The following is a 20,195-nucleotide window of genomic DNA, read 5'->3' as shown; positions in this document are numbered from 1 at the left end:
GCCGTGGCTGTTCAGCCGTAGACGATGCGGCGCAGTTGCCTGAGCGTGAGCTCCGGTGGTGCGACCGCCCGGTACTTCAGGTCCGCCTCGATCTGTTCGAAGATCGTCGCGTTGACCAGGCCCTGGGCCTGGAGCTCGCGGTGGCGGCGACGGACGTATTCCTCGGTCGTCTCGTCGAAGTAGGCGAGCACGTCCTGGATCACACGCAGCGCCTCGCCCCGGTTGAGGGGCGAGGATCGCGTCAGGTGATCAACGAGTTCGTCGTGCACTCGGTAGATCCTGGGGCACCACAGAGTGATGTGCAAGAAATCTGCCCGAAATCGGGCAGGGGTGTGTTGAATCTCTTTGGGAGAACATTGGATCTGTCATGAGGACCTGTTCGCGCGCTGTCCACCCGGCGTCCGGCAGTCCGTCGCCTGAGGCGACGACTTTCGGGCGCCATGGACATTCCTCGCATGGGCGTACCCGAGCGGCTGGCCGAGCGCATGAGCATGGCCGAGCAGCACGAGTACCTGCGCTCCACTTTCTCCCGCCGCTCGATGATCAGAGGCGGCGCGGTCACGCTCGGCGCCGTCACGGGCGGCGTGTTCGTCCCGGCCACCGCCGCCCGGGCCGCCACGCCGGCCGCGCTCCGCTCCTCCTCCGTCCCGACCCAGGCCCGTACGAGCGCCGAGCGCGTCGACGGATCCCTCGTCGCCCCCTTCGGCCGCCACCTCGCCTTCGGCAACGACCCGCGCACCGAGGTCACCGTCTCGTGGCAGGTCCCGGTCGCCGTGAAGAAACCGTTCATCCGGATCGGCGCCCACCCGCAGGACCTCTCCCGGCGCCTCGACGCCGAGGTCCGCACCCTTCACACCCCCGCCGGGGTCGGCGCGAGCGGCGACCACACGCAGTACTACGTCCACGCCGAGCTCACCCACCTCAAGCCCGGCCGCACCTACTACTACGGCGTCGGCCACGCCGGCTTCGACCCGGCCGAGCCGCACCTGCTGGGCACCCTCGGCACCTTCACCACCGCCCCCGCCCACAAGGCCCCCTTCACCTTCACCGCGTTCGGCGACGAGGGCGTCGGCTACCACGGCCTCGCCAACAACAGCCTGCTGCTCGGCCAGAACCCGGCCTTCCACCTGCACGCCGGTGACATCGCCTACGCCGACCCGGCCGGCCAGGGCAAGACCGCCGACACCGGCTTCGACTCCCGGGTGTGGGACCAGTTCCTCGCCCAGACCGAGTCCGTCGCCAAGTCCGTGCCGTGGATGCCCGCCTACGGCAACCACGACATGGAGGCCTGGTACTCGCCCAACGGCTACGGCGGCGAGGAGGCCCGCTGGAACCTCCCCGACAACGGGCCCGACAGGAAGAACCTGCCGGGCGTCTACTCCTTCGTCTTCGGCAACACGGCCGTCATCTCGCTCGACGCCAACGACATCTCCTTCGAGATCCCGGCCAACCTCGGCATCTCCGGCGGCACCCAGACCAAGTGGCTGGAGGCGCAGCTGAAGAAGTTCCGCGCCTCCCGTGACGTCGACTTCGTCGTGGTCTTCTTCCACCACTGCGCGTACTGCACCTCCACGGCGCACGCCTCGGAAGGCGGCGTGCGACAGGAGTGGGTGCCGCTGTTCGAGAAGTACTCGGTGGACCTGGTCATCAACGGCCACAACCACCAGTACGAGCGCACCGACGTCATCAAGGGCGGCGCGGTCGTCAAGAAGCTGCCGATCGGCGGCACGGCCTACCCGGAGACCGAGGGCGTGGTGTACGTCACGGCGGGCGCGGCCGGCCGCAGCCTCTACGCCTTCAGCGCCCCGCTGTCGTACGAGGGCCACGAGAACGAGGTCGAGTCGGTCTCCTCGTACATCAACGTCAAGGACGGCAAGCAGAACGAGACCGTCACCTGGTCGCGGGTGCGGTACCTCGACTACTCCTTCCTCCGAGTGGACGTGAAGCCCGCGCCGAAGGGGCACTACGCCACGCTGACCGTGAGCGGCATCGCCGAGACGGGCGCGCGGGTCGACCACTTCACGGTGGCGCGCCGGGCCAAGTGACCTCACCTCGCGGTACGGGCGGTCCTCACGCGTGTCACAGGCGCTTGAGGACCGCCTGCTTGGCCAGGGTGAACTCCTCGTCGGTGAGCACCCCGGACCGGTGGAGGTCGCCCAGTTCGCGCAGGCGGCGCAGCAGGGCGTCGTGGTCCTCCTCGGGGGCGGGCCGGTCCTGGGGCGACGGGGAGGGCGTCAGCTGTTTCGGCGCCGGGGCCGGGGCCGGGGCCGACGGGTGCGGGAGCCGGGCCTGTACGGCCGCCGCGACCAGGGCCATCAGCGGGTCCTTCTTGAAGCCCCACAGCTCCACGGAGTTGGGGTCGTACTTGGGCGGGGCCTTGGTCGGCGCGTTCCGCACGGTGAAGCGGAGGTAGCCGTTCTCCAGGCCGACCGAGGGTTGCCACTCGACGCTCGCTATGTCCGTCAGCGACAGCGTCCGCGCCCCGGCCGCGGCCTTCGCGTCCTCCGTCTTCCAGTTCCACTCCAGGCGTACGTGGTCGCCGTCGAAGCTCGCGGTGCCGTCCCCGGCGGAGACGGAGAGCGGGACGGCCGGACCGGCGAGGAGATAGGCGTCCACCGCGTCGGTCGGCACCTCGTCCAGGAGCAGCGCGTTGCGGATCTCGTCCACGACGTACTCGGCGACGCCGTACCGGTCGGCGTCGACGCTCAGCTGGTACGGGTCGTTGGTGTCGGTGAGCCGGCCGCCGGTCGCCTGGAGGAGCGGGTCGGAGCCGTCGCGCAGCCGCAGCCGCAGGCGTCCCGACTTCCTGCCCTGCTCGAAGGAGATGCCCGCCAACGCGCCCAGCGGGACGGAGAGTTCACCCATGGTCTTGCGGAGCAGGCTCACGCTCTTGTCGCGGCCGGGGGTCAGCCGCAGTGTGTCGCCGTCGAAGGTCCACGTGCCGTCCCGTTGGAGGATTTCCGCCATGCAGAGGATTGTTCCACCGGCTGCGGGCAGAGATGGTCTAGACCTGGAGGGGGTCGAGGGGTGATGGTGGGGAGCGCACCGTTCGATACGTGGAGGGAGCTCGCCGTGAGATCGCACCACAGATCGACCCGCCTTCTCGGCTCGCTGCTGCTGGTGGTGGCGGCCGGGATCTTCGCCGTGGGAGCCGCACCCGTGTCCGACAACGCCCCTTCCGACACCCTCGCCGACGCCGCCACCGTCCCCCTCGGGCAGGTGATCCCTGCCCCCGCCTCCGTCCGGGCCCACGGCTCGCCGTACCGGCTGACGAGCGGTACGCGCATCGTCGTGGACGGCGGGTCCGAGGCTCGCCGCACGGGGGAGTATCTCGCCGGGATCCTGCGGCCCTCGACGGGCTTCCGACTGTCGGTGACGGAACGTCAGGAGGCCGGAATCCGCCTCCGGTTGGCGCCCGGAGAGACGGGTCTCGGCCAGGAGGGCTACCGGCTGGAGAGCGGCCGCTCGGGCGTCACCCTCACCGCCCGCGCGCCCGCCGGGCTCTTCCACGCCGTCCAGACCCTGCGCCAACTGCTGCCCGCCGCCGTCGAGAAGGACTCCGCGCAGCCGGGCCCCTGGCTGGTCGCGGGCGGCACGATCAAGGACACCCCGCGCTACGGCTGGCGCGGCGCGATGCTGGACGTCTCCCGCCACTTCTTCACCGTCGACCAGGTCAAGCGCTACGTCGACCAGTTGGCGCTCTACAAGTTCAACAAGCTGCATCTGCACCTCTCCGACGACCAGGGCTGGCGCATCGCGATCGACTCCTGGCCGCGCCTCGCCTCCTACGGCGGCTCCACGCAGGTCGGCGGCGGACCCGGCGGCCACTACAGCAAGGCCGACTACCAGGAGATCGTCCGGTACGCGGCCTCGCGCCACCTGGAGGTCGTCCCCGAGATCGACATGCCGGGCCACACCAACGCGGCGCTCGCCTCCTACGCCGAGCTGAACTGCGACGGCGTCGCGCCCCCGCTCTACACCGGCACCGAGGTCGGGTTCAGCTCCCTGTGCGTCGACAAGGACGTGACGTACGACTTCGTCGACGACGTCGTACGCGAGCTGGCCGCGCTCACGCCCGGGCGGTATCTGCACATCGGCGGCGACGAGGCGCACTCCACGAGCCACGAGGACTACGTGAAGTTCATGGACCGGGTGCAGCCGGTCGTCGAGGGGTACGGCAAGACCGTGGTCGGCTGGCACCAGCTGACCGGGGCGACGCCGGCGCGGGGCGCCCTCGCGCAGTACTGGGGGCTGGACCGTACGGGTACGGAGGAGAAGGAACGGGTCGTCGCGGCAGCGCGCAACGGGACGGGGGTCGTCCTGTCGCCCGCCGACCGGATCTACCTCGACATGAAGTACGACAAGGACACGCCGCTCGGGCTCGACTGGGCCGGATATGTGGATGTGCGGCGGGCGTACGACTGGGATCCGGGGGCGTATCTGGCGGGAGTGCCTGATGCGGCGATCCGGGGGGTCGAGGCGCCGTTGTGGACCGAGACGATCGCTTCCTCGGCGGACGTCGAGTACATGGCGTTCCCGAGGCTGCCGGGGGTCGCCGAGTTGGGGTGGTCGTCCGCGTCCGCGCTCGACTGGGACGGGTACCGGGGGCGGCTCGCCGCGCAGGGGCCGAGGTGGGAGGCGCTGGGGATCGGGTACTTCCGGTCGCCACAGGTACCGTGGGCCGCGCGGTAGGGCTCGGGGCGGGCGCTCCTTGCGCCGAACGGGTGAGATGCGGCGTGATGGCCCCGGAGCTAGCATGAACGAAATGGCCGCGCGAGCCCAGTGACCGGTGGCCGAACGCGGAATTGCCGCGATGTTTCCTCGCGTTCCTCGCGTTCCTCGCGTTCCTCGTCTTCTTCGCACATCTTCGTGCCGCACTGTTCCCTGGGCCCGCGCACCCCGGAAGAGGAGATGGGGCGCGATGGGTCAGACGGACACTCTCATCGCCATCGAGAAGACCGAAGTGGGATACCGCGAAGGCTTCTCGAACGGGCACTACAACAACCGTCAGAAGTTTTCCCCCGCGGTTCCCGGACTGGAATGGTCGCAGAACCAGGCCTGGTGCCAGACCTTCCAGTCCTGGGCCTTCCAGCAGGCCGGCGTGAAGAGCCTGGCTCCGGTGACCGCCTCGTGCCTCGCGGCGGTCAACTGGTACAAGAGCCGCGGCAGGTTCTCGTACTATCCCGCGATCGGGGCGATGGTGTTCTTCGGCCCTTCGGGAGGGTCGCACGTCGGACTCGTCCACAAATACGACGCCGACTACACGTACACCATCGAGGGGAACACGAACGCCAACGGCTCGGCCGAGGGCAACGGGGTGTATTTGAAAAAGCGTGCCCGGCGGGACGCCTATCTCTATGGATACGGGCTGCCGCAGTTCCAGGAGGGAGTGGTCACGGCCGATCCGGGGCTGAAGAACAAACCCGGATTCACGTACATGGCCACCGCCGTCTCCCGTGAGTCCGACGGCCTGCTCGCGGCGGAGGCCGAGGAGGCGCTGCCCTGGGTGTCCGCGAACCAGATCACCTGGGCGGCCACGCACCCCACGAGCGAGGACCAGACCGCGGGCAACGGCCACGGCCCGACGGCGGACGACGTCGCCCTCGTCCAGGACGCGCTGGAGAAAGTCATGGGCGTCGCCCCGGACGACCCGCACGCCGTGTTCGAGGCGGAGACCCAGGAACTCTTCGAGCGGTTCCGCGCGGAGAAGCTGGGGCATGACGGGGCGGACGGCCACGGCGTTCCCCGGCCCGCGGAACTGGTCGAACTGGGCAGGCAGTCGGACCTGTTCAACGTCCGGGCGGGCTCCTCCCCGGCCGCGGAACAGCCCTGGGTCAGCCTGAACCAGGTGGTCTGGGCCTCGACGCACAGCGCCGAGGACGAGCGGGCCCAACCGGGCGGGGCGGCCAGCCCGAAGGCCGATGTGGCCCTGGTGCAGGACGGGCTGGAGAAGGTCATGCACACGCAGGCGATCGACGAACGCGGGATCTTCGAGGACGCCACGCAGGCCCTCTACGACGAGTTCCGCCGGACGGTGCTGGACTTCTCCGGCAGCGACGCCACCGGGACCCCGGGCATGCAGTCGCTGACGGAACTCGGGCAGCGCGCCGGGCTGTTCCGGGTCCGTGAGGGGTTCCCGGCGGGCGGGCCGACGGACGGTGACGGGATCGGGGCCCAGGGGCAGATCGACCCGAAACAGGTGACGTTCCACCGGTTCACGGGCGAGGGCACGCTGGAGGAGTGGATCGACCAGGCGGCCACCGCGGCCGGGGTCCAGTCGAGCCAGTACTGGGTGAAGGGCTTCAGAACGGCCGTCGCGCGTGAGTCGTCGGGCAACCCCAACGCCTGCAATGTGTGGGACTCCAACGCGAAAACACCTGCCGGCTTCAGCAAGGTCAAGGACTACGGGGACGGCTACCACGGCGATGGGCGGATCGTGCGGCTGAACGGCGCGCTCACGCACTTCCAGTGCTCCCGTGGCATCGTGCAGTGCATCCCGCAGACCTTCGCCCAGCGTCACGCCCCTGGCACCTCGGTGAACATCTACGACCCGGTGGCCTGCATCGCCGCCGCGATGCGGTACGTCCGCAGTCGCTACGGGGTCACCGCCGACGGGTCCAATCTCGCCAGGAGGGTCCAGCAGTTCGATCCCACCAGGCCTCCCCGCGGATACTGACGGGCAGAGCGCGACGGGCACCTCGGAGGACCGTACTCCGAGGTGCCCGTCTGTTCGGGGGCGGGTCACAGGCCCGCGATGGGGTTTTTCAGGGTGCCGATGAGTTGGAGTGCGCCCGCCGGGTCCGCCAGGTCCACCATCTGCTTGTTGTTGCGGAGTTGGAGACGGTTGAGGCAGGACAGCGCGAACTCGGGGGCGAACATGTCGTACTGGGCGAACTTGTCGGCGAGTTCGGGCATCGCGTGCTGGTAGTCGCGGACGGTCTCGGCGACCGTGCGCCAGAAGTCCTCCTCGTCCAGGACGCCTTCCTCGGCGAGGTTCGCGGCCAGGAAGCGGAAGAAGCAGTCGAAGACGTCCGTGAAGATCGAGAGGAGCTTCTTGTCCTCGGGGACGTCCACCCGGAGGCGTTCGACCGTCGGGGGGAGCACCGCGTCCATGTCCATGACCGCGATCTCCTCGGCGATGTCCTTGTAGATCGCCCGCTCGACCACACCGTCCTTCAGGACCAGGATCACATTCTCGCCGTGCGGCATGAAGACCAGGTCGTAGGCGTAGAAGCTGTGGAGGAGGGGGGTGAAGTAGGCCCGCAGGTAGCGGCGGAGCCACTCCGTGGGGGTCAGGCCCGAGCGGGATATCAGCGCCGCCGCGAAGCCCTTGCCCTCGTGGTCGACGTGGACCAGGGAGGCCATCGTTGCCAGGGACTCGCCCTCCTGGAGGGAGGACACCGGGCTCTCGCGCCACAGCGCGGCCAGCATCTTGCGGTACGCGGAGAACTTGTCGGTGGCGGCCTCGTACTCCAGGTGCCGGTAGCCGACGGCCGCGCGCTCGCGGATGATCGACAGGCCGGTCGACTTCAGCACCGGGTCGTTGTCGATGAGGCCAGCCAGCCAGTCGTTGATCGCCGGGGTCGCCTCCATGTACGCCGCCGACAGACCGCGCATGAAGCCCATGTTGAGGACCGAGAGGGCCGTCTTGACGTAGTGCTTCTCGGGGGCGGAGCTGTTGAAGAACGTCCGGATCGACTGCTGGGCCAGGTACTCGTCGTCGCCCTCGCCGAGGCAGACCAGGTGCCGCTGGGCGACCTCGGCGGCGAAGGTGACGGAGAGCTTGTTCCACCACTGCCAGGGGTGGACCGGGATGAAGAGGTAGTCGGCCGGGTCCAACTCCTCTGTCGTCAGTGCGGAGTTGAAGCGGGCGACCGTCTCCTCGCCCAGCTCGTCCCGCAGGAACGTCTCGTACTCGATGCCCACCCCTGCCGTGAACGCCGCCCGTGAGCGGTGCGCGGCCAGCCAGACCAGGCGGACGGGGCTCGCCGTCTCGGGGGCGTACGCCAGGTACTCGTGGACGCCGAAGCCAAGCCGGCCGTTGTTGGCGACGAAGCAGGGGTGGCCCTCGGTCATCCCGGTCTCGATGGCCTGGAAGCCGGCGTCGACGAGTTCGGCGACCGGGGTCTGCTCCTTGGTGAGCTTGTAGCAGGTGCCGGCCAGAGTGGAGGAGATCTCCTCCAGGTAGACCGGGAGGATCTCGTCGCTCAGGCCGAGGGCCTGCTTCAGCTCGATGAAGAAGTCCAGGGCTGCCAGAGGGAGGTCGACGCCGTCTCGGTGACGGGTGATCGAGTCGGCGTCGACCTGCCAGTGGTCGAGGGCGCGCCGGACGGCGGTGAACCCGTAGCGGGTCGCACCGTCGTCGCTGCGGACCTCGAAGCGGCCGTCGGCGGTCGCCTCCGGCGTGATGAGCCGCTCGTGGGCGAACTCGGCGAGGGCCTTGCGGATGAGCAGGCGGTTGGCCCGTGCCCAGCGGTGGGGGGACAGATGCGCTACGGCGTCGGACAGGGTCATACGGCTACTCCTCGGGCAGCCAGGCTCTGGCTGTGGAAGAACTGCTCTCGCGTGCAGAAGCTCAGCAGGGCACGCTTCTCGGGCTTGTCGATCTCGCGGTCGGGGACGAAACCGACGACTTCGTTGAGGGCGTGGACGGCCTTGTTGGCGACGTCGGGCTCGACGACGACCCGGTGGGTGGCCGGGTCCTCGAAGAGGTGCGCCATCACGGCGGTGATCACGGACCGGGTGAATCCGTGCACCGGGGTGTCCGTCGGCGGCACCAGGAAGTGCATGCCGACGTCACCGGGCTCGGGCTCGTACAGGCCGACGAGTTCACGGTGGACCGGGTCGTACTTCTCCATGAGGAACACGGGTTCGCCGTCGCGCAGCCCCAGCAGGGCGTGGTGGTGCGGGTCGGCCGCGATCTCCATGTACGCCCGCTCGACGTCCTCCAGCCGGGCGTCCTGCATCATCCAGTACGCGGCCTTGGGGTGCGTGACCCAGCCGTGCAGCAGCTCGGCGTCGGTCAGCGGGTTCAGGGGGCGGAAGGTGAAGCCCGTGGCGTTCGCGCCGCTCATACCGCGAACTCCTGGAAGGCGATCGTCTTCTCGACCGGGTAGTACTCGGTGCCGAGCAGTTCGCGGATGATGTACGCGTTGCGGTACGCGCCCATGCCCAGGTCGGGCGAGGTGATGCTGTGGGTGTGGACGCCGGCGTTCTGCAGGAAGACGCCGCGGCCGGTGGTGTCGATGGAGTAGTTGCGGGCCACGTCGAAGCGGCCGTGGCCGTCGAAGACGAGCCGGTCGTTGATCGAGGAGAGGAAGGCCGGCGGCCGGTAGTGGTAGCCGGTGGCCAGGACCAGGCCCTCGGTCTCGATCTCGAAGTCCTTGCCCTGCTCGTCCTGGCGCAGGCCGAGCGTGTACCGGCCGTCCTCGTAAGTGGCGCTGTTGAGGGACGAGTTGGTGAGCAGCCGGGTCGGGACCGGGCGGCCGCCGGCGGTGACGTTCTTCTGGTAGAGCAGGTCGAAGATCGAGTCGATCAGATCCCCGTTGATGCCCTTGAACAGGCCCTTCTGCTGCTTCTCCAGCCGGTAGCGGGTCTCCTCGGGCAGCGCGCGGAAGTAGTCGATGTAGTCCGGGGACGTCATCTCCAGCGTCAGCTTGGTGTATTCGAGAGGGAAGAACCGCGGGGAGCGGGTGACCCAGTTGAGCTGGTAGCCGTGGACGTCGATCTCGGAGAGGAGTTCGTAGTAGATCTCCGCGGCGCTCTGGCCGCTGCCGACGATCGTGATCGACTTCTTCGACTGCAGCTCCGCCTTGCGGTGCATGTACTGCGCGTTGTGGAAGAAGTCGCCGCCCAGGTCCTGGCAGGCCTCGGGGATGTACGGGACGGTGCCGGTGCCGAGGACGAGGCGCCGGGCGCGCAGGACGTCCCCGCCGGTCGTGCGCACGACGTAGACGTCGTCCTCGTACGTCACCTCGCTGACCGTCGTGTTGAAGCGGACGTTGCTCAGCCGGCTCGCGGCCCAGCGGCAGTAGTCGTCGTACTCGACGCGCAGCGGGTAAAAGTTCTCCCGGATGTAGAACGAGTACAGACGGCCCGAGTCCTTCAGGTAGTTCAGGAAGGAGTACGGGGAGGTCGGGTCGGCGAGGGTGACCAGGTCCGACATGAACGGGGTCTGCAGGTGGGCGCCGTCGAGGAACATCCCCGAGTGCCACTCGAAGTGCGGCTTCGAGTCCAGGAAGATCCCGTCGAGTTCGTCGATGGGCTCGGTGAGGCAGGCGAGGCCGAGGTTGAAGGGTCCCAGTCCGATGCCGATGAAGTCGTGGGTTTTCACGGCGTTCTCAGCGGATTCAGGAAGCGACGCGGTCAAGGGATTCTCCCAGGTACTGCTCGGCATGGCCGGCGATCAGATCGAGCACGGTGGCGATGTCCTCGGCCGTGGTCTCGGGGTTGAGCAGGGTGAACTTCAGGTAGTGGCGACCGCCGACCTTGGTGCCGGCGACCACGGCGTCGCCGGAGGCGAACAGGGCCTTGCGGGCGTACAGGTTGGCGCGGTCGATCTCCGCCGGGTCGGTGACGGCCTCGGGGATGTAGCGGTAGACCAGCGTGGACAGCTGGGGCTCCACGACCACGTCGTAGCGCGGGTCGGCGGCGAGCAGTTTCCAGCCCTCCTGTGCCAGGTCGCAGACCTCGTCGAAGAGCTGGCCGATGCCGTCGGCGCCCATCGTGCGCAGGGTCATCCACAGCTTGAGCGCGTCGAAACGGCGGGTGGTCTGCAGGGACTTGTCGACCTGGTTGGGGATGCGCTCGGTGACCATGCGCCGCGGGTTGAGGTACTCGGCGTGGTAGGTCGCGTGGCGCAGCGTGGCCGCGTCCCGGACGAGCACGGCGGACGAACTCACCGGCTGGAAGAAGGACTTGTGGTAGTCCACGGTGACGGAGTCGGCGCGCTCGATGCCGTTCAGCAGGTCGCGGCGCTTGCGGGAGACCAGGAGGCCGCAGCCGTAGGCGGCGTCGACGTGCATCCAGGTGCCGTACTGGGCGCAGAGCTCGGCTATCTCGGGCAGCGGGTCTATGGAACCGAAGTCCGTGGTGCCGGAGGTGGCGACGACGGCCATGGGGACGAGACCGTCGTTCTTGCAGCGCTCCAGCTCACGGGCGAGCGCCATGGTCTGCATGCGCTTGTCGCCGTCGACCGGGATGGAGACGACCGCGTCCTGGTCGAGGCCCAGCAGTTTCGCCGACTTCTTCACGCTGAAGTGGCTGACCTCGGAGGCGAAGATCCGCAGTTTGGCGGTGCTGTCGGTCTTGGCCTCCTCGCGGGCGAGGAGCAGGGCCTGGAGGTTGGACTGCGAGCCGCCGGAGGTGAACACGCCGTCGGCGGCGGGGCCGAACCCGATGCGCTCGTTGGTCCAGTCGATCAGTTTGCGCTCGATCAGGGTGCCGCCGGCCGACTGGTCCCAGGTGTCCAGGGAGGAGTTGACGGCGGAGAGGACGGCCTCGCCGAGCACGGCCGGGATGACGACCGGGCAGTTGAGGTGGGCGAGGTAGCGCGGGTGGTGGAAGTAGATCGCGTCCCGCAGATACACGTCCTCCAGTTCGTCGAGGACGGCGGCCGTGTCGTGCAGCGGCTCGTCGAGGTCGATCTCCTCGATGCGGGGGGAGAGGGCGTCGACGGTGACACCGGTGAACGGTCGTTCGGTGGTGGCGAGTTTGGCCGCCACCCGCTCCACGCCTTCGGTCACGGTGCGGCGGTACCGCTCCGCGGTCGTGTCATTGAGCAGGTGCGAGCGCATGGGGAGGTCCTCCGAGCGGGGCGGTCCGGGTGGGACGGAGAGGTGAGTGGGGGGGTGACATCACGTCGTCCAACTTAGGTAAGCCTAACCTAATTGACTTGCGGGAAATCCAGCCCCTTCCGTGACTGTGGTCACTTCAGCGACTCAGGTTCCGATCTCTCGCGGCGAGCCGACTACTCGCCGCGCTCCCGCAACTGCTCCTCCGTCAGACCCTCACGCCAGTACCCGACGAAGGTGACGCGCCGCTTGTCGAGCCCGCGCTCGCGCACGAGATGGCGGCGCAGCTCCTTCACGCGGCCGGACTCGCCGGCGATCCAGGCGTACGGCAGCTCGGCGGAGGGGAGTTGCGCGGCGCGGATGGTGTCGAGGGCGGGCGGCGCCCCCTCGCTCCGCACCAGCCAGGTGATCTCGGCGTCGGCCGCGGTCGTCAGGTCCTGGATGTCCCCGGCGCGGTGGGCCTCCAGCCACACCCGGGCCGGGGTGCCGGCCGGCAGCGACTCCAGGATCGCCGAGGCGGCCGGCAACGCCGTGTCGTCAGCCCAGATCAGCACCAGATCGGCGTCCGCGGGCGGCCGGAATCGGATCGCGCGGTTGTCGGCGATCGCGGGCCCGAGCAGGACGACCCGGTCGCCGGGAGCGGCCTGGGACGCCCACCGCGAGGCGGGCCCGGCGGGCACGGCGGCCCCCGGCTCCACGCCGTGCAGCACGAAGTCGATGTCGATCTCGACGGTGTCGCCGCGCGGGTCGCGCCGCAGCCCCCGCAGGGTGTACGAACGCATCACCGCCCGCACGTCGTCCGGCAGCTCCCGCCACGCCTGCCACCAGCCGTCGCCCAACTCGTAGGGGACGGCCGGGACGTGCTGCCCGGGATGCGGCAGGAACAACGACAGCGACTGGTCCCTGCCGTCGGAGTGGAAGAGCCGCAGATCGTCCCCCGCGAACGTGACGCGCACGTAGGACGGCCCCAGCCGCTCCGTCCGCACGACCTGAAGAGAGAAGAAACGGAAGGGGGCGGCTACGGCCGTCGTCATGGGGGCTCCTGGATAGGGGGCGGGAGCGTGTGGGGTTGTGGGTGCGTTGTCGGGTGCGGGTGGGTGGGGGCTGGTCGCGCAGTTCCCCGCGCCCCTGAAAAGCAGGGGCTGCGCCCCGTGCTTTTCAGGCCCGCAGGGCCGTGGTCTTTCAGGCCCGCAGGGCCTGGGCTTTAGGGGCGCGGGGAACTGCGCGAGGAGTCCCACCGGAGCCGCAGTCGACCCACGGCCTCAGCCTCAACTGACCTTCTTCGCCTTCTCGATCGCCTCGGCCAGCTCCTCGAGAAGCGGCGCGCACTTGTCGTAGGACAGGATCGGCTCGGGGTTGCGCCCGATGACCTGACCGGCCTTCACCGCGGGAAGCTTCTTCCACGTCGCCTCCTCGATCGCGTCCGGCTGGATCGCGGAGGTGCGGTTGTCCATGATGATGACGTCCGCGTCGTACTTGTCGACGTTCTCCCAGCTGAGGTTCTCGAACCAGCCGCCGCTGGCCTTCAGCGCGGCGGCGCTCGGCTCGACGAAGTTCACGCCGAGGGCCTTGAAGTACTCCAGGTCGATGGAGAGGTTCGAGCCGGACACGTAGAAGATGTCCTGGCTGGCGGAGCCGGCGAGCACCTTGATGTCGGGCTTGGCCTTGGTGGCCGCGCGCAGCCGGGCGGCCGCGTCCTCGAACCGCTTCTTGGCGGCGGTGACCTTCTCGGACTCCGTGTCCGCGCCGAGGGACTTGGCCAGCTCCAGCACGCGCTGCAGCGGCTCGGTCAGCTGGCGGTCGTACGCGGAGATGCCGACGCTCGGCGCGAGCTTGGCGATCTTGTCCTTCGAGGCCTCGGGCACGTACCAGAGGGTGCCGGCGTCGTCGAACATCGTGGTGATGAGGACGTCGGGGGCGAGGGCGGCGTACTTCTCGACGTTGAACTCGTCCCAGACGTTGCCGAGGATGGTGACCTTGCTGATGTCGAGGTCGCCGGCCTGGACGTCGGCCTTGCCGTCGGTCGTCTTGGTGGGGCCGAAGACGCCCTTGACGCCGACGCCGTAGTCGTGGAGCGCGGCGGCGACACCGACGAAGGCGACGATGTTCGAGGGGACCTTGTCGGTCTTGGCGGTCTCGCCGCGGTCGTCCTTGAACGACCAGGGGCCGGACTTGGCGGCAGCCGTCTCCTTGTCGGAGCCAGTGCTGCCGCTCGTCGCGTTCTCGTCCCCGCAGGCGGCGAGCACGGCACCGAGGCCGAGTGCGCCACCGGCGGCGAGGATGCCACGGCGGGTGAGGTGGGCGGCTCTGGCGTTGGACATGTGTATGGCTACTTTCGAACGGGGCGGAGTACCGCCCGAGGGTGAGTTCGAAGGTAGGTTAGCCTAACCTCACCGATTGTCCAGCAGGTGGTTCCAGGTAGTGGAATGCCCACCTCCACCTCTGCCCTAATCTTTGACTTCCCTGTGAATCCAAGGCCAGTTGGCCGCCAGGGGTGTTGTTGAGATCTAAATCAGTGGGCCGCATCGCTGATGTGCAGGAGGCTCCAAGTGGTCTCGTGGGGTCCTCATATGGGGCAAAGCGGCACCCGGCTCGCGGACGGCGAGCCGGGTGGGAGGGTGCCGGAGCCGAGCTGTCATCGCCTGGATCCGGCCATCATTCGAACGTAGGCTGTCGATCGACGGCGATCAGCCGACCAGCCCCAACTCCCGCGCGATCAGCATGCGTTGCACCTCGCTCGTGCCCTCGCCGATCTCCAGGATCTTGGAGTCGCGCCACATGCGGGCGACCGGGTACTCGTTCATGAAGCCGTAGCCGCCGTGGATCTGGGTGGCGTCGCGGGCGTTGTCGACGGCGACGGTGGAGGAGTACAGCTTCGCCAGGGCCGCCTCCTTCTTGAAGGGTTCGCCGGCGACGAGGCGGTAGGCGGCGTCGCGCCAGGAGAGGCGGGCCGTGTGGGCCTTCATCTCCATGTCGGCGATCTTGAACTGGATCGCCTGGTTGGCGCCGATCGGCCGGCCGAAGGCGTGCCGCTCCTTCGCGTACTTCACCGACTCGTCCACACACCCCTGCGCGAGCCCCGTGGCGAGCGCCGAGATGGCGATCCGGCCCTCGTCGAGGATGCGCAGGAACTGGGCGTAGCCGCGGCCCTGTTCGCCGAGGAGGTTCTCCGCCGGGACCCGGACGTCCGCGAAGGACAGCTCACGGGTGTCGGAGGCGTTCCAGCCGACCTTGGAGTACGGGGCGGCCACCGTGAAGCCCGGCGTGCCGGACGGGACGATGATCGAGGAGATCAGCGGCTTGCCCTCCGGGGTGCGGCCGGTGACCGCCGTGACCGTGACCAGGCCCGTGATGTCCGTGCCCGAGTTGGTGATGAAGCACTTGCTGCCGTTGATGACCCATTCGTTCGTCGCCTCGTCGAGCCGGGCCGTCGTCCGGGTGGCTCCCGCGTCCGAGCCGCCGTCGGGCTCGGTGAGGCCGAACGCGCCCAGCATCTCGCCGGAGCACAGCCGCGGCAGCCACTCCTCCTTCTGCGCCGGGGTGCCGAAGAGATGGATCGGCATCGCGCCCAGGGAGACCCCGGCCTCCAGGGTGATCGCCACGGACGAGTCCACCCGGGCCAGCTCCTCCAGCGCGATGCCCAGCGCCAGATAGTCGCCGCCCATGCCGCCGTACTCCTCGGGGAACGGCAGTCCGAACATCCCCATGCGGCCCATCTCGCGCACGATCTCGTACGGGAACTCGTGCCGCTCGTAGAAGTCGCCGATCTTGGGCGCGACGACCTCGTGCGCGAACTCCTCCACCGTACGGCGGAGTTCTTCCAGCTCGGGGGAGAGGCGGTGGTTCATGGACGTCACTGCTCCTTGGGGTCCTCGTGGCCCTCGGCGTCCTCGTGGGACAGGGCTCGTACGGTGCGGGACGGGCTGGGTCGGCCCAGGTGTCCGGCCATCCACGCGCTGGTGGCGACGAGGCGGCCGAGGTCGACCCCGGTGTCGATGCCGAGTCCGCGCAGCATCCACACGAGGTCTTCGGTGGCGAGGTTTCCGGTGGCGGACTTCGCGTACGGGCAGCCGCCGAGTCCGCCCGCGGAGGCGTCCACGGTGGTGACGCCGTGCTGGAGCGCCGCGTAGGTGTTGGCGAGGGCCTGGCCGTAGGTGTCGTGGAAGTGCACGCCCAGGGTCTCGACGGGGACGTCCTCGGTGAGTGCGGTCAGCAGTGCCCGGACATGCCCGGGGGTCGCCACCCCGATCGTGTCGCCGAGGCTGAGTTCGTCGCAGCCCATGTCGAGCAGGGCGCGGCAGACCCGGGTGACCTGGGGGATCGGGACCGCGCCCTCCCAGGGGTCGCCGAAGCACATGGAGAGGTAGCCGCGGACGTGCGCGCCCTCCGCCTTCGCCCGGTCGACGACCGGTGCGAACATCGCCAGCGCCTCGTCGACCGTGCGGTTGAGGTTGGCCTTGGCGAAGGACTCGGTGGCGCTGGCGAAGACGGCGATCCGGCGGGCGCCGAGCGTGAGGGCGCGGTCGAGGCCGCGCTCGTTGGGGACGAGCACGGGGAGGGCCACCGGCAGGTCGCTCACGAGCGGGAACAGGGCCTCCGCGTCGGCCAGTTGGGGCACCCACTTGGGGTGCACGAAGCTCGTCGCCTCGATCGTCGTCAGGCCCGCGTCGGCGAGGCGGCGCACGAACTCCGCCTTCACCTCCGTCGGCACGGTCGACTTCTCGTTCTGCAGGCCGTCGCGGGCGCCGACCTCGTGGACGCGGACGCGGGTGGGGAGGCCGGGCTCGGGGACCGTCATGGGCAGGCTCACCGCGCCACCTCCTCGTGGGGTGCGATCACGGCCAGCACCTGGTCCATGGCGACCGTGGTGCCCGGCGTGACGTCCAGCTCGGCGACCGTGCCGGCGTGCGGGGCGGAGACGACGTGCTCCATCTTCATCGCCTCCACCACCAACAGGCTCTGTCCGGCGGCGACTTCGTCCCCCACGGCGACCTTCACCACGGTCACCGTGCCGGGCATGGGCGCGGTGAGCGAGTCGGCGCCGGCGTGGGCGGCCTGCGTGAGGGACGCGGCCACCGGGTCGTGGTCCCGCACGTGCCAGGCGTCGCCGTCGCGGCCGATCCAGTCGGCGGCGCGGTGGAAGGTGTGCCGGACGCCGTCGAGGGTGACGGTGACCCGGTCGTCCGTGACGGTGTGGGTGCCGCGCGGGACGTACTCCACGGGGTCCTGCACCCGCAGCGGGAAGCCGACGGGCCTCGTGAACCCCGTGCCCCCCATCCGCCAGCCGCTCGGCACCGAGAAGGGGTCGGTCCAGCCCTCGTCGCGCGGACGCAGAGCCTCCAGCCGTACGGCCGCCGCCGCCTCGTACACCTCCTCCGGTACGTCCGTGGAGACCAGGTCGTCCACCACCCGCTCGACGAGCCCGGTGTCCAACTCGCCCTTCACCACGTCCGGATGGGCCAGCAGCCGCCGCAGGAACCCCGCATTGGTCTGCACGCCCAGGGTCACCGTGTCCGCGAGGGCCGCCCGGAGCTTCCTGAGCGCGGTCGCGCGGTCGGGGCCGTACGCGATGACCTTGGACAGCATCGGGTCGTACAGCGAGCCGACCTCCGTGCCCTCACTGAGGCCGGAGTCCGTGCGGACGCCGTCGCCCTGGGGCTCGCGCAGCCGCAGCACCGTGCCGCCGGACGGCAGGAACCCGCGGGCGGGGTCCTCCGCGCAGACGCGGGCCTCGATCGCGTGCCCCGTCAGCCGGACGTCCTCCTGCCCGAACGGCAGCCGCTCGCCCGCCGCGACCCGCAGCTGCCACTCCACCAGGTCCAGGCCGGTGACCAGTTCGGTGACCGGGTGCTCCACCTGGAGGCGGGTGTTCATCTCCATGAAGTAGTACGAGGACGGGTCGTCGCCCGGCACGATGAACTCCACGGTGCCCGCGCCCCGGTAGCCGCAGGAGCGGGCCGCCTCCACCGCCGCCTCGCCCATCGCCGCGCGCGTGGCCTCGTCCAGCAGGACGCTGGGCGCCTCCTCGATGACCTTCTGGTGCCTCCGCTGGAGCGAGCACTCGCGCTCGCCGAGGTGGATCACATTGCCGTGGCCGTCGGCGAGGACCTGGATCTCGATGTGCCGGGGCCGGTCGATCCACCGCTCCACGAGCAGGGTGTCGTCACCGAAGGAGGCGCGGGCCTCGCGCCGCGCGGCGGCGATCTCGTCGCCCAGCACGGCCGCGTCCCGGACCAGCCGCATGCCCTTGCCGCCGCCGCCCGCGCTGGGCTTCAGCAGCACCGGCATGCCGATCTCCCGTGCCGCGTCGGCGAGTTGGCCGTCGGTCAGACCGCTGCCGCTGGAGCCCGGCACCACCGGCACCCCGGCCGCCCGTACCGTCTCCTTGGCGCGGATCTTGTCGCCCATGAGGGAGATGGCGTCGGCGGGGGGACCGATGAAGACGAGGCCCGCGTCGGCGCAGGCCCGCGCGAACGCGGCGTTCTCCGCGAGGAAGCCGTACCCGGGGTGGACGGCCTGGGCGCCGGTGCGGGCGGCGGCCTCCAGCAGCCGCTCCACCGACAGATAGCTCTCCGCCGCCGGCGGCGGGCCGATCCGTACCGCCATGTCGGCCTCCCGGACGTGCCGGGCGTCGGCGTCCGCGTCGGAGTACACGGCGACGGAGCTGACGCCCAGCGACCGCAGCGTACGGATGACGCGGACGGCGATCTCGCCCCGGTTGGCCACGAGGACCGTGTCGAACATGCTCACTGTCAGCTCCCCCTCACATCCGGAAGACGCCGAACTGGGGGTCGCCCAGCGGCGCGTTGGCACAGGCGGTCAGGGCGAGGCCCAGGACCTGCCGGGTGTCGAGGGGGTCGATGACCCCGTCGTCCCAGAGCCGGGCGGTGGCGTAGTAGGCGTTGCCCTGGCGCTCGTACTGGGCGCGGATCGGGGCCTTGAACGCCTCCTCGTCCTCGGCGGGCCAGGAGTCCCCCCGTGCCTCCAGCTGGTCCCGCTTCACCGTCGCGAGGACGGACGCGGCCTGCTCGCCGCCCATCACGGAGATCTTGGCGTTGGGCCACATCCACAGGAAGCGCGGCGAGTACGCCCGGCCGCACATCGAGTAGTTGCCCGCGCCGTACGAGCCGCCGACGACGACCGTCAGCTTGGGGACGCGGGTGCAGGCCACCGCCGTCACCATCTTGGCGCCGTGCTTGGCGATGCCCCCGGCCTCGTAGTCCCGGCCGACCATGAAGCCGGAGATGTTCTGCAGGAAGACCAGCGGGATGCCGCGCTGGTCGCACAGCTCGATGAAGTGGGCGCCCTTCTGGGCGGACTCGGAGAACAGGATGCCGTTGTTGGCGACGATCCCGACCGGGTGCCCGTGGATCCGGGCGAAGCCGGTGACGAGGGTCTGCCCGAACTCCGCCTTGAACTCGGCGAAGCGCGAACCGTCGACCACGCGCGCGATGACCTCGCGGACGTCGTACGGGGTGCGGGAGTCGACCGGCACCGCGCCGTACAGCGTGTACGGGTCGACCTTGGGCTCGACGGCAGGTTCGACCGACCAGGGCAGCGGGCCCCGGGCGGGCAGGGTGGAGACGATGGTCCGCACGATCCGCAGGGCGTGGGCGTCGTTCTCCGCGAGGTGGTCGGTGACGCCGGAGATCCGGGAGTGGACCTCGCCGCCGCCCAGTTCCTCGGCGGTGACGACCTCGCCGGTGGCGGCCTTCACCAGCGGCGGGCCGCCCAGGAAGATCGTGCCCTGCCCCCGGACGATCACGGCCTCGTCGCTCATGGCGGGGACGTACGCGCCGCCCGCCGTGCACGAGCCCAGGACGGCGGCGATCTGCGGGATGCCCGCGCCCGACATCCGCGCCTGGTTGTAGAAGATCCGGCCGAAGTGCTCACGGTCGGGGAAGACCTCGTCCTGCATCGGCAGGAAGGCGCCGCCGGAGTCGACGAGGTAGAGGCAGGGCAGCCGGTTCTCCAGGGCCACCTCCTGCGCGCGCAGGTGCTTCTTCACCGTCATCGGGTAGTAGGTGCCGCCCTTGACGGTGGCGTCGTTGGCGACGACGACGCACTCGCGCCCGCCGACCCGGCCGATCCCGGCGATCACCCCCGCCGCCGGTGCCTGCCCCTCGTACATCCCGTCGGCGGCCAGCGGCGCCAGCTCCAGGAAGGGGGAGCCGGGGTCGAGGAGGGTGTCGACCCGGTCGCGCGGCAGCAGCTTGCCGCGCGCGGTGTGCCGGGCGCGCGCCTTCTCGCCGCCGCCGAGCCGGGCGGCGGCGAGCTTGCCGCGCAGCTCGTCCACCAGCGCGCGGTGGGCCTCCTCGTTGGCCCGCCAGGCTTCCGACGCGGGGTCTGCCGCGCTGTGAAGCTCCGGTGCCTCGTGCATCCTGCGAACCCCTCACCTTGTTA

Annotated in this window: 15 protein-coding genes; 3 read left to right on the top strand and 12 right to left on the bottom strand. The window is 69.9% G+C overall.

What is annotated here, in order from left to right; all coding sequences use genetic code 11:
* Nucleotides 1-11: 11 nt before the first annotated feature.
* Nucleotides 12-269 carry a hypothetical protein gene (locus L3078_RS16910; RefSeq protein WP_215455650.1) on the bottom strand — a complete coding sequence of 86 codons (258 nt, stop codon included), beginning with the start codon at nt 267-269 and terminating at the stop codon, nt 12-14.
* A gap of 186 nt (nt 270-455) precedes the next feature.
* Here L3078_RS16910 and L3078_RS16905 point away from each other — a divergent pair, with 186 nt between their 5' ends.
* Nucleotides 456-2,045, top strand: coding sequence for a purple acid phosphatase family protein (locus tag L3078_RS16905; RefSeq protein WP_239754614.1), 1,590 nt, complete (start codon nt 456-458; stop codon nt 2,043-2,045).
* A 34-nt stretch (nt 2,046-2,079) separates the two neighbouring features.
* On the opposite strand, the gene L3078_RS16900 is transcribed toward L3078_RS16905, so the two are convergent.
* On the bottom strand, nt 2,080-2,967 hold the full coding sequence (locus L3078_RS16900; protein WP_239754613.1) for a DUF4429 domain-containing protein: 888 nt from the start codon (nt 2,965-2,967) through the stop codon (nt 2,080-2,082).
* Nucleotides 2,968-3,072: 105 nt separating this feature from the next.
* On the opposite strand from L3078_RS16900, the gene L3078_RS16895 reads away from it, so the two are divergent.
* Nucleotides 3,073-4,692, top strand: coding sequence for a beta-N-acetylhexosaminidase (locus tag L3078_RS16895; RefSeq protein ID WP_239754612.1), 1,620 nt, complete (start codon nt 3,073-3,075; stop codon nt 4,690-4,692).
* A gap of 229 nt (nt 4,693-4,921) precedes the next feature.
* Complete coding sequence (locus L3078_RS44735) at nt 4,922-6,676, top strand: CHAP domain-containing protein (protein ID WP_239754609.1); 1,755 nt, start codon at nt 4,922-4,924, stop codon at nt 6,674-6,676.
* A gap of 65 nt (nt 6,677-6,741) precedes the next feature.
* On the opposite strand, the gene L3078_RS16885 is transcribed toward L3078_RS44735, so the two are convergent.
* The 10 genes from L3078_RS16885 to L3078_RS16840 all read right to left on the bottom strand — a co-directional run bounded on the left by L3078_RS16885 (nt 6,742) and on the right by L3078_RS16840 (nt 20,172).
* Entirely contained in the window at nt 6,742-8,514 is a 1,773-nt protein-coding gene (locus L3078_RS16885) for an IucA/IucC family protein (protein ID WP_239754607.1), read from the bottom strand.
* Entirely contained in the window at nt 8,511-9,074 is a 564-nt protein-coding gene (locus L3078_RS16880) for a GNAT family N-acetyltransferase (RefSeq protein ID WP_239754606.1), read from the bottom strand. The genes L3078_RS16885 and L3078_RS16880 overlap by 4 nt, the downstream gene beginning before the upstream one ends.
* Entirely contained in the window at nt 9,071-10,396 is a 1,326-nt protein-coding gene (locus L3078_RS16875) for a lysine N(6)-hydroxylase/L-ornithine N(5)-oxygenase family protein (protein ID WP_239754604.1), read from the bottom strand. The genes L3078_RS16880 and L3078_RS16875 overlap by 4 nt, the downstream gene beginning before the upstream one ends.
* Nucleotides 10,350-11,795, bottom strand: coding sequence for a lysine decarboxylase DesA (desA, locus tag L3078_RS16870; protein WP_239754602.1), 1,446 nt, complete (start codon nt 11,793-11,795; stop codon nt 10,350-10,352). Before desA ends, L3078_RS16875 begins: the two co-directional genes overlap by 47 nt.
* Nucleotides 11,796-11,968: 173 nt before the next feature.
* A complete protein-coding gene (locus L3078_RS16865) occupies nt 11,969-12,826 on the bottom strand; it encodes a siderophore-interacting protein (protein ID WP_239754601.1) in 858 nt (285 codons plus the stop codon).
* A 234-nt stretch (nt 12,827-13,060) separates the two neighbouring features.
* Nucleotides 13,061-14,113, bottom strand: a complete 1,053-nt coding sequence (locus L3078_RS16860; protein WP_239754599.1) for an ABC transporter substrate-binding protein — start codon at nt 14,111-14,113, stop codon at nt 13,061-13,063.
* Nucleotides 14,114-14,479: 366 nt separating this feature from the next.
* Nucleotides 14,480-15,640 carry an acyl-CoA dehydrogenase family protein gene (locus L3078_RS16855; RefSeq protein WP_239754596.1) on the bottom strand — a complete coding sequence of 387 codons (1,161 nt, stop codon included), beginning with the start codon at nt 15,638-15,640 and terminating at the stop codon, nt 14,480-14,482.
* Between the two features lie 5 nt (nt 15,641-15,645).
* Complete coding sequence (locus L3078_RS16850) at nt 15,646-16,602, bottom strand: hydroxymethylglutaryl-CoA lyase (RefSeq protein WP_239754595.1); 957 nt, start codon at nt 16,600-16,602, stop codon at nt 15,646-15,648.
* Nucleotides 16,599-18,536 (bottom strand): acetyl/propionyl/methylcrotonyl-CoA carboxylase subunit alpha, encoded by a 1,938-nt coding sequence (locus tag L3078_RS16845; protein ID WP_239760346.1) that lies wholly within the window; start codon nt 18,534-18,536, stop codon nt 16,599-16,601. Before L3078_RS16845 ends, L3078_RS16850 begins: the two co-directional genes overlap by 4 nt.
* A 19-nt stretch (nt 18,537-18,555) precedes the next feature.
* On the bottom strand, nt 18,556-20,172 hold the full coding sequence (locus L3078_RS16840; RefSeq protein ID WP_239754594.1) for a carboxyl transferase domain-containing protein: 1,617 nt from the start codon (nt 20,170-20,172) through the stop codon (nt 18,556-18,558).
* Between the last annotated feature and the right edge of the window lie 23 nt (nt 20,173-20,195).

Source organism: Streptomyces deccanensis, from assembly GCF_022385335.1.
In the GTDB taxonomy this organism is placed as follows: domain Bacteria; phylum Actinomycetota; class Actinomycetes; order Streptomycetales; family Streptomycetaceae; genus Streptomyces; species Streptomyces deccanensis.
Note: the sequence above shows the minus strand (reverse complement) of the source record. Positions and strands in the feature narration are given on the sequence as shown.

Bases quoted from the DNA above. Each gene is read 5' to 3' on its own strand.
- L3078_RS16905 (WP_239754614.1), top strand. From the start codon at position 456: ATGGGCGTACCCGAGCGGCTGGCCGAGCGCATGAGCATGGCCGAGCAG.
- L3078_RS16900 (WP_239754613.1), bottom strand. From the start codon at position 2,967: ATGGCGGAAATCCTCCAACGGGACGGCACGTGGACCTTCGACGGCGAC.
- L3078_RS44735 (WP_239754609.1), top strand. From the start codon at position 4,922: ATGGGTCAGACGGACACTCTCATCGCCATCGAGAAGACCGAAGTGGGA.
- L3078_RS16885 (WP_239754607.1), bottom strand. From the start codon at position 8,514: ATGACCCTGTCCGACGCCGTAGCGCATCTGTCCCCCCACCGCTGGGCA.
- L3078_RS16880 (WP_239754606.1), bottom strand. From the start codon at position 9,074: ATGAGCGGCGCGAACGCCACGGGCTTCACCTTCCGCCCCCTGAACCCG.
- L3078_RS16875 (WP_239754604.1), bottom strand. From the start codon at position 10,396: ATGCCGAGCAGTACCTGGGAGAATCCCTTGACCGCGTCGCTTCCTGAA.
- desA (WP_239754602.1), bottom strand. From the start codon at position 11,795: ATGCGCTCGCACCTGCTCAATGACACGACCGCGGAGCGGTACCGCCGC.
- L3078_RS16865 (WP_239754601.1), bottom strand. From the start codon at position 12,826: ATGACGACGGCCGTAGCCGCCCCCTTCCGTTTCTTCTCTCTTCAGGTC.
- L3078_RS16860 (WP_239754599.1), bottom strand. From the start codon at position 14,113: ATGTCCAACGCCAGAGCCGCCCACCTCACCCGCCGTGGCATCCTCGCC.
- L3078_RS16855 (WP_239754596.1), bottom strand. From the start codon at position 15,640: ATGAACCACCGCCTCTCCCCCGAGCTGGAAGAACTCCGCCGTACGGTG.
- L3078_RS16845 (WP_239760346.1), bottom strand. From the start codon at position 18,536: ATGTTCGACACGGTCCTCGTGGCCAACCGGGGCGAGATCGCCGTCCGC.
- L3078_RS16840 (WP_239754594.1), bottom strand. From the start codon at position 20,172: ATGCACGAGGCACCGGAGCTTCACAGCGCGGCAGACCCCGCGTCGGAA.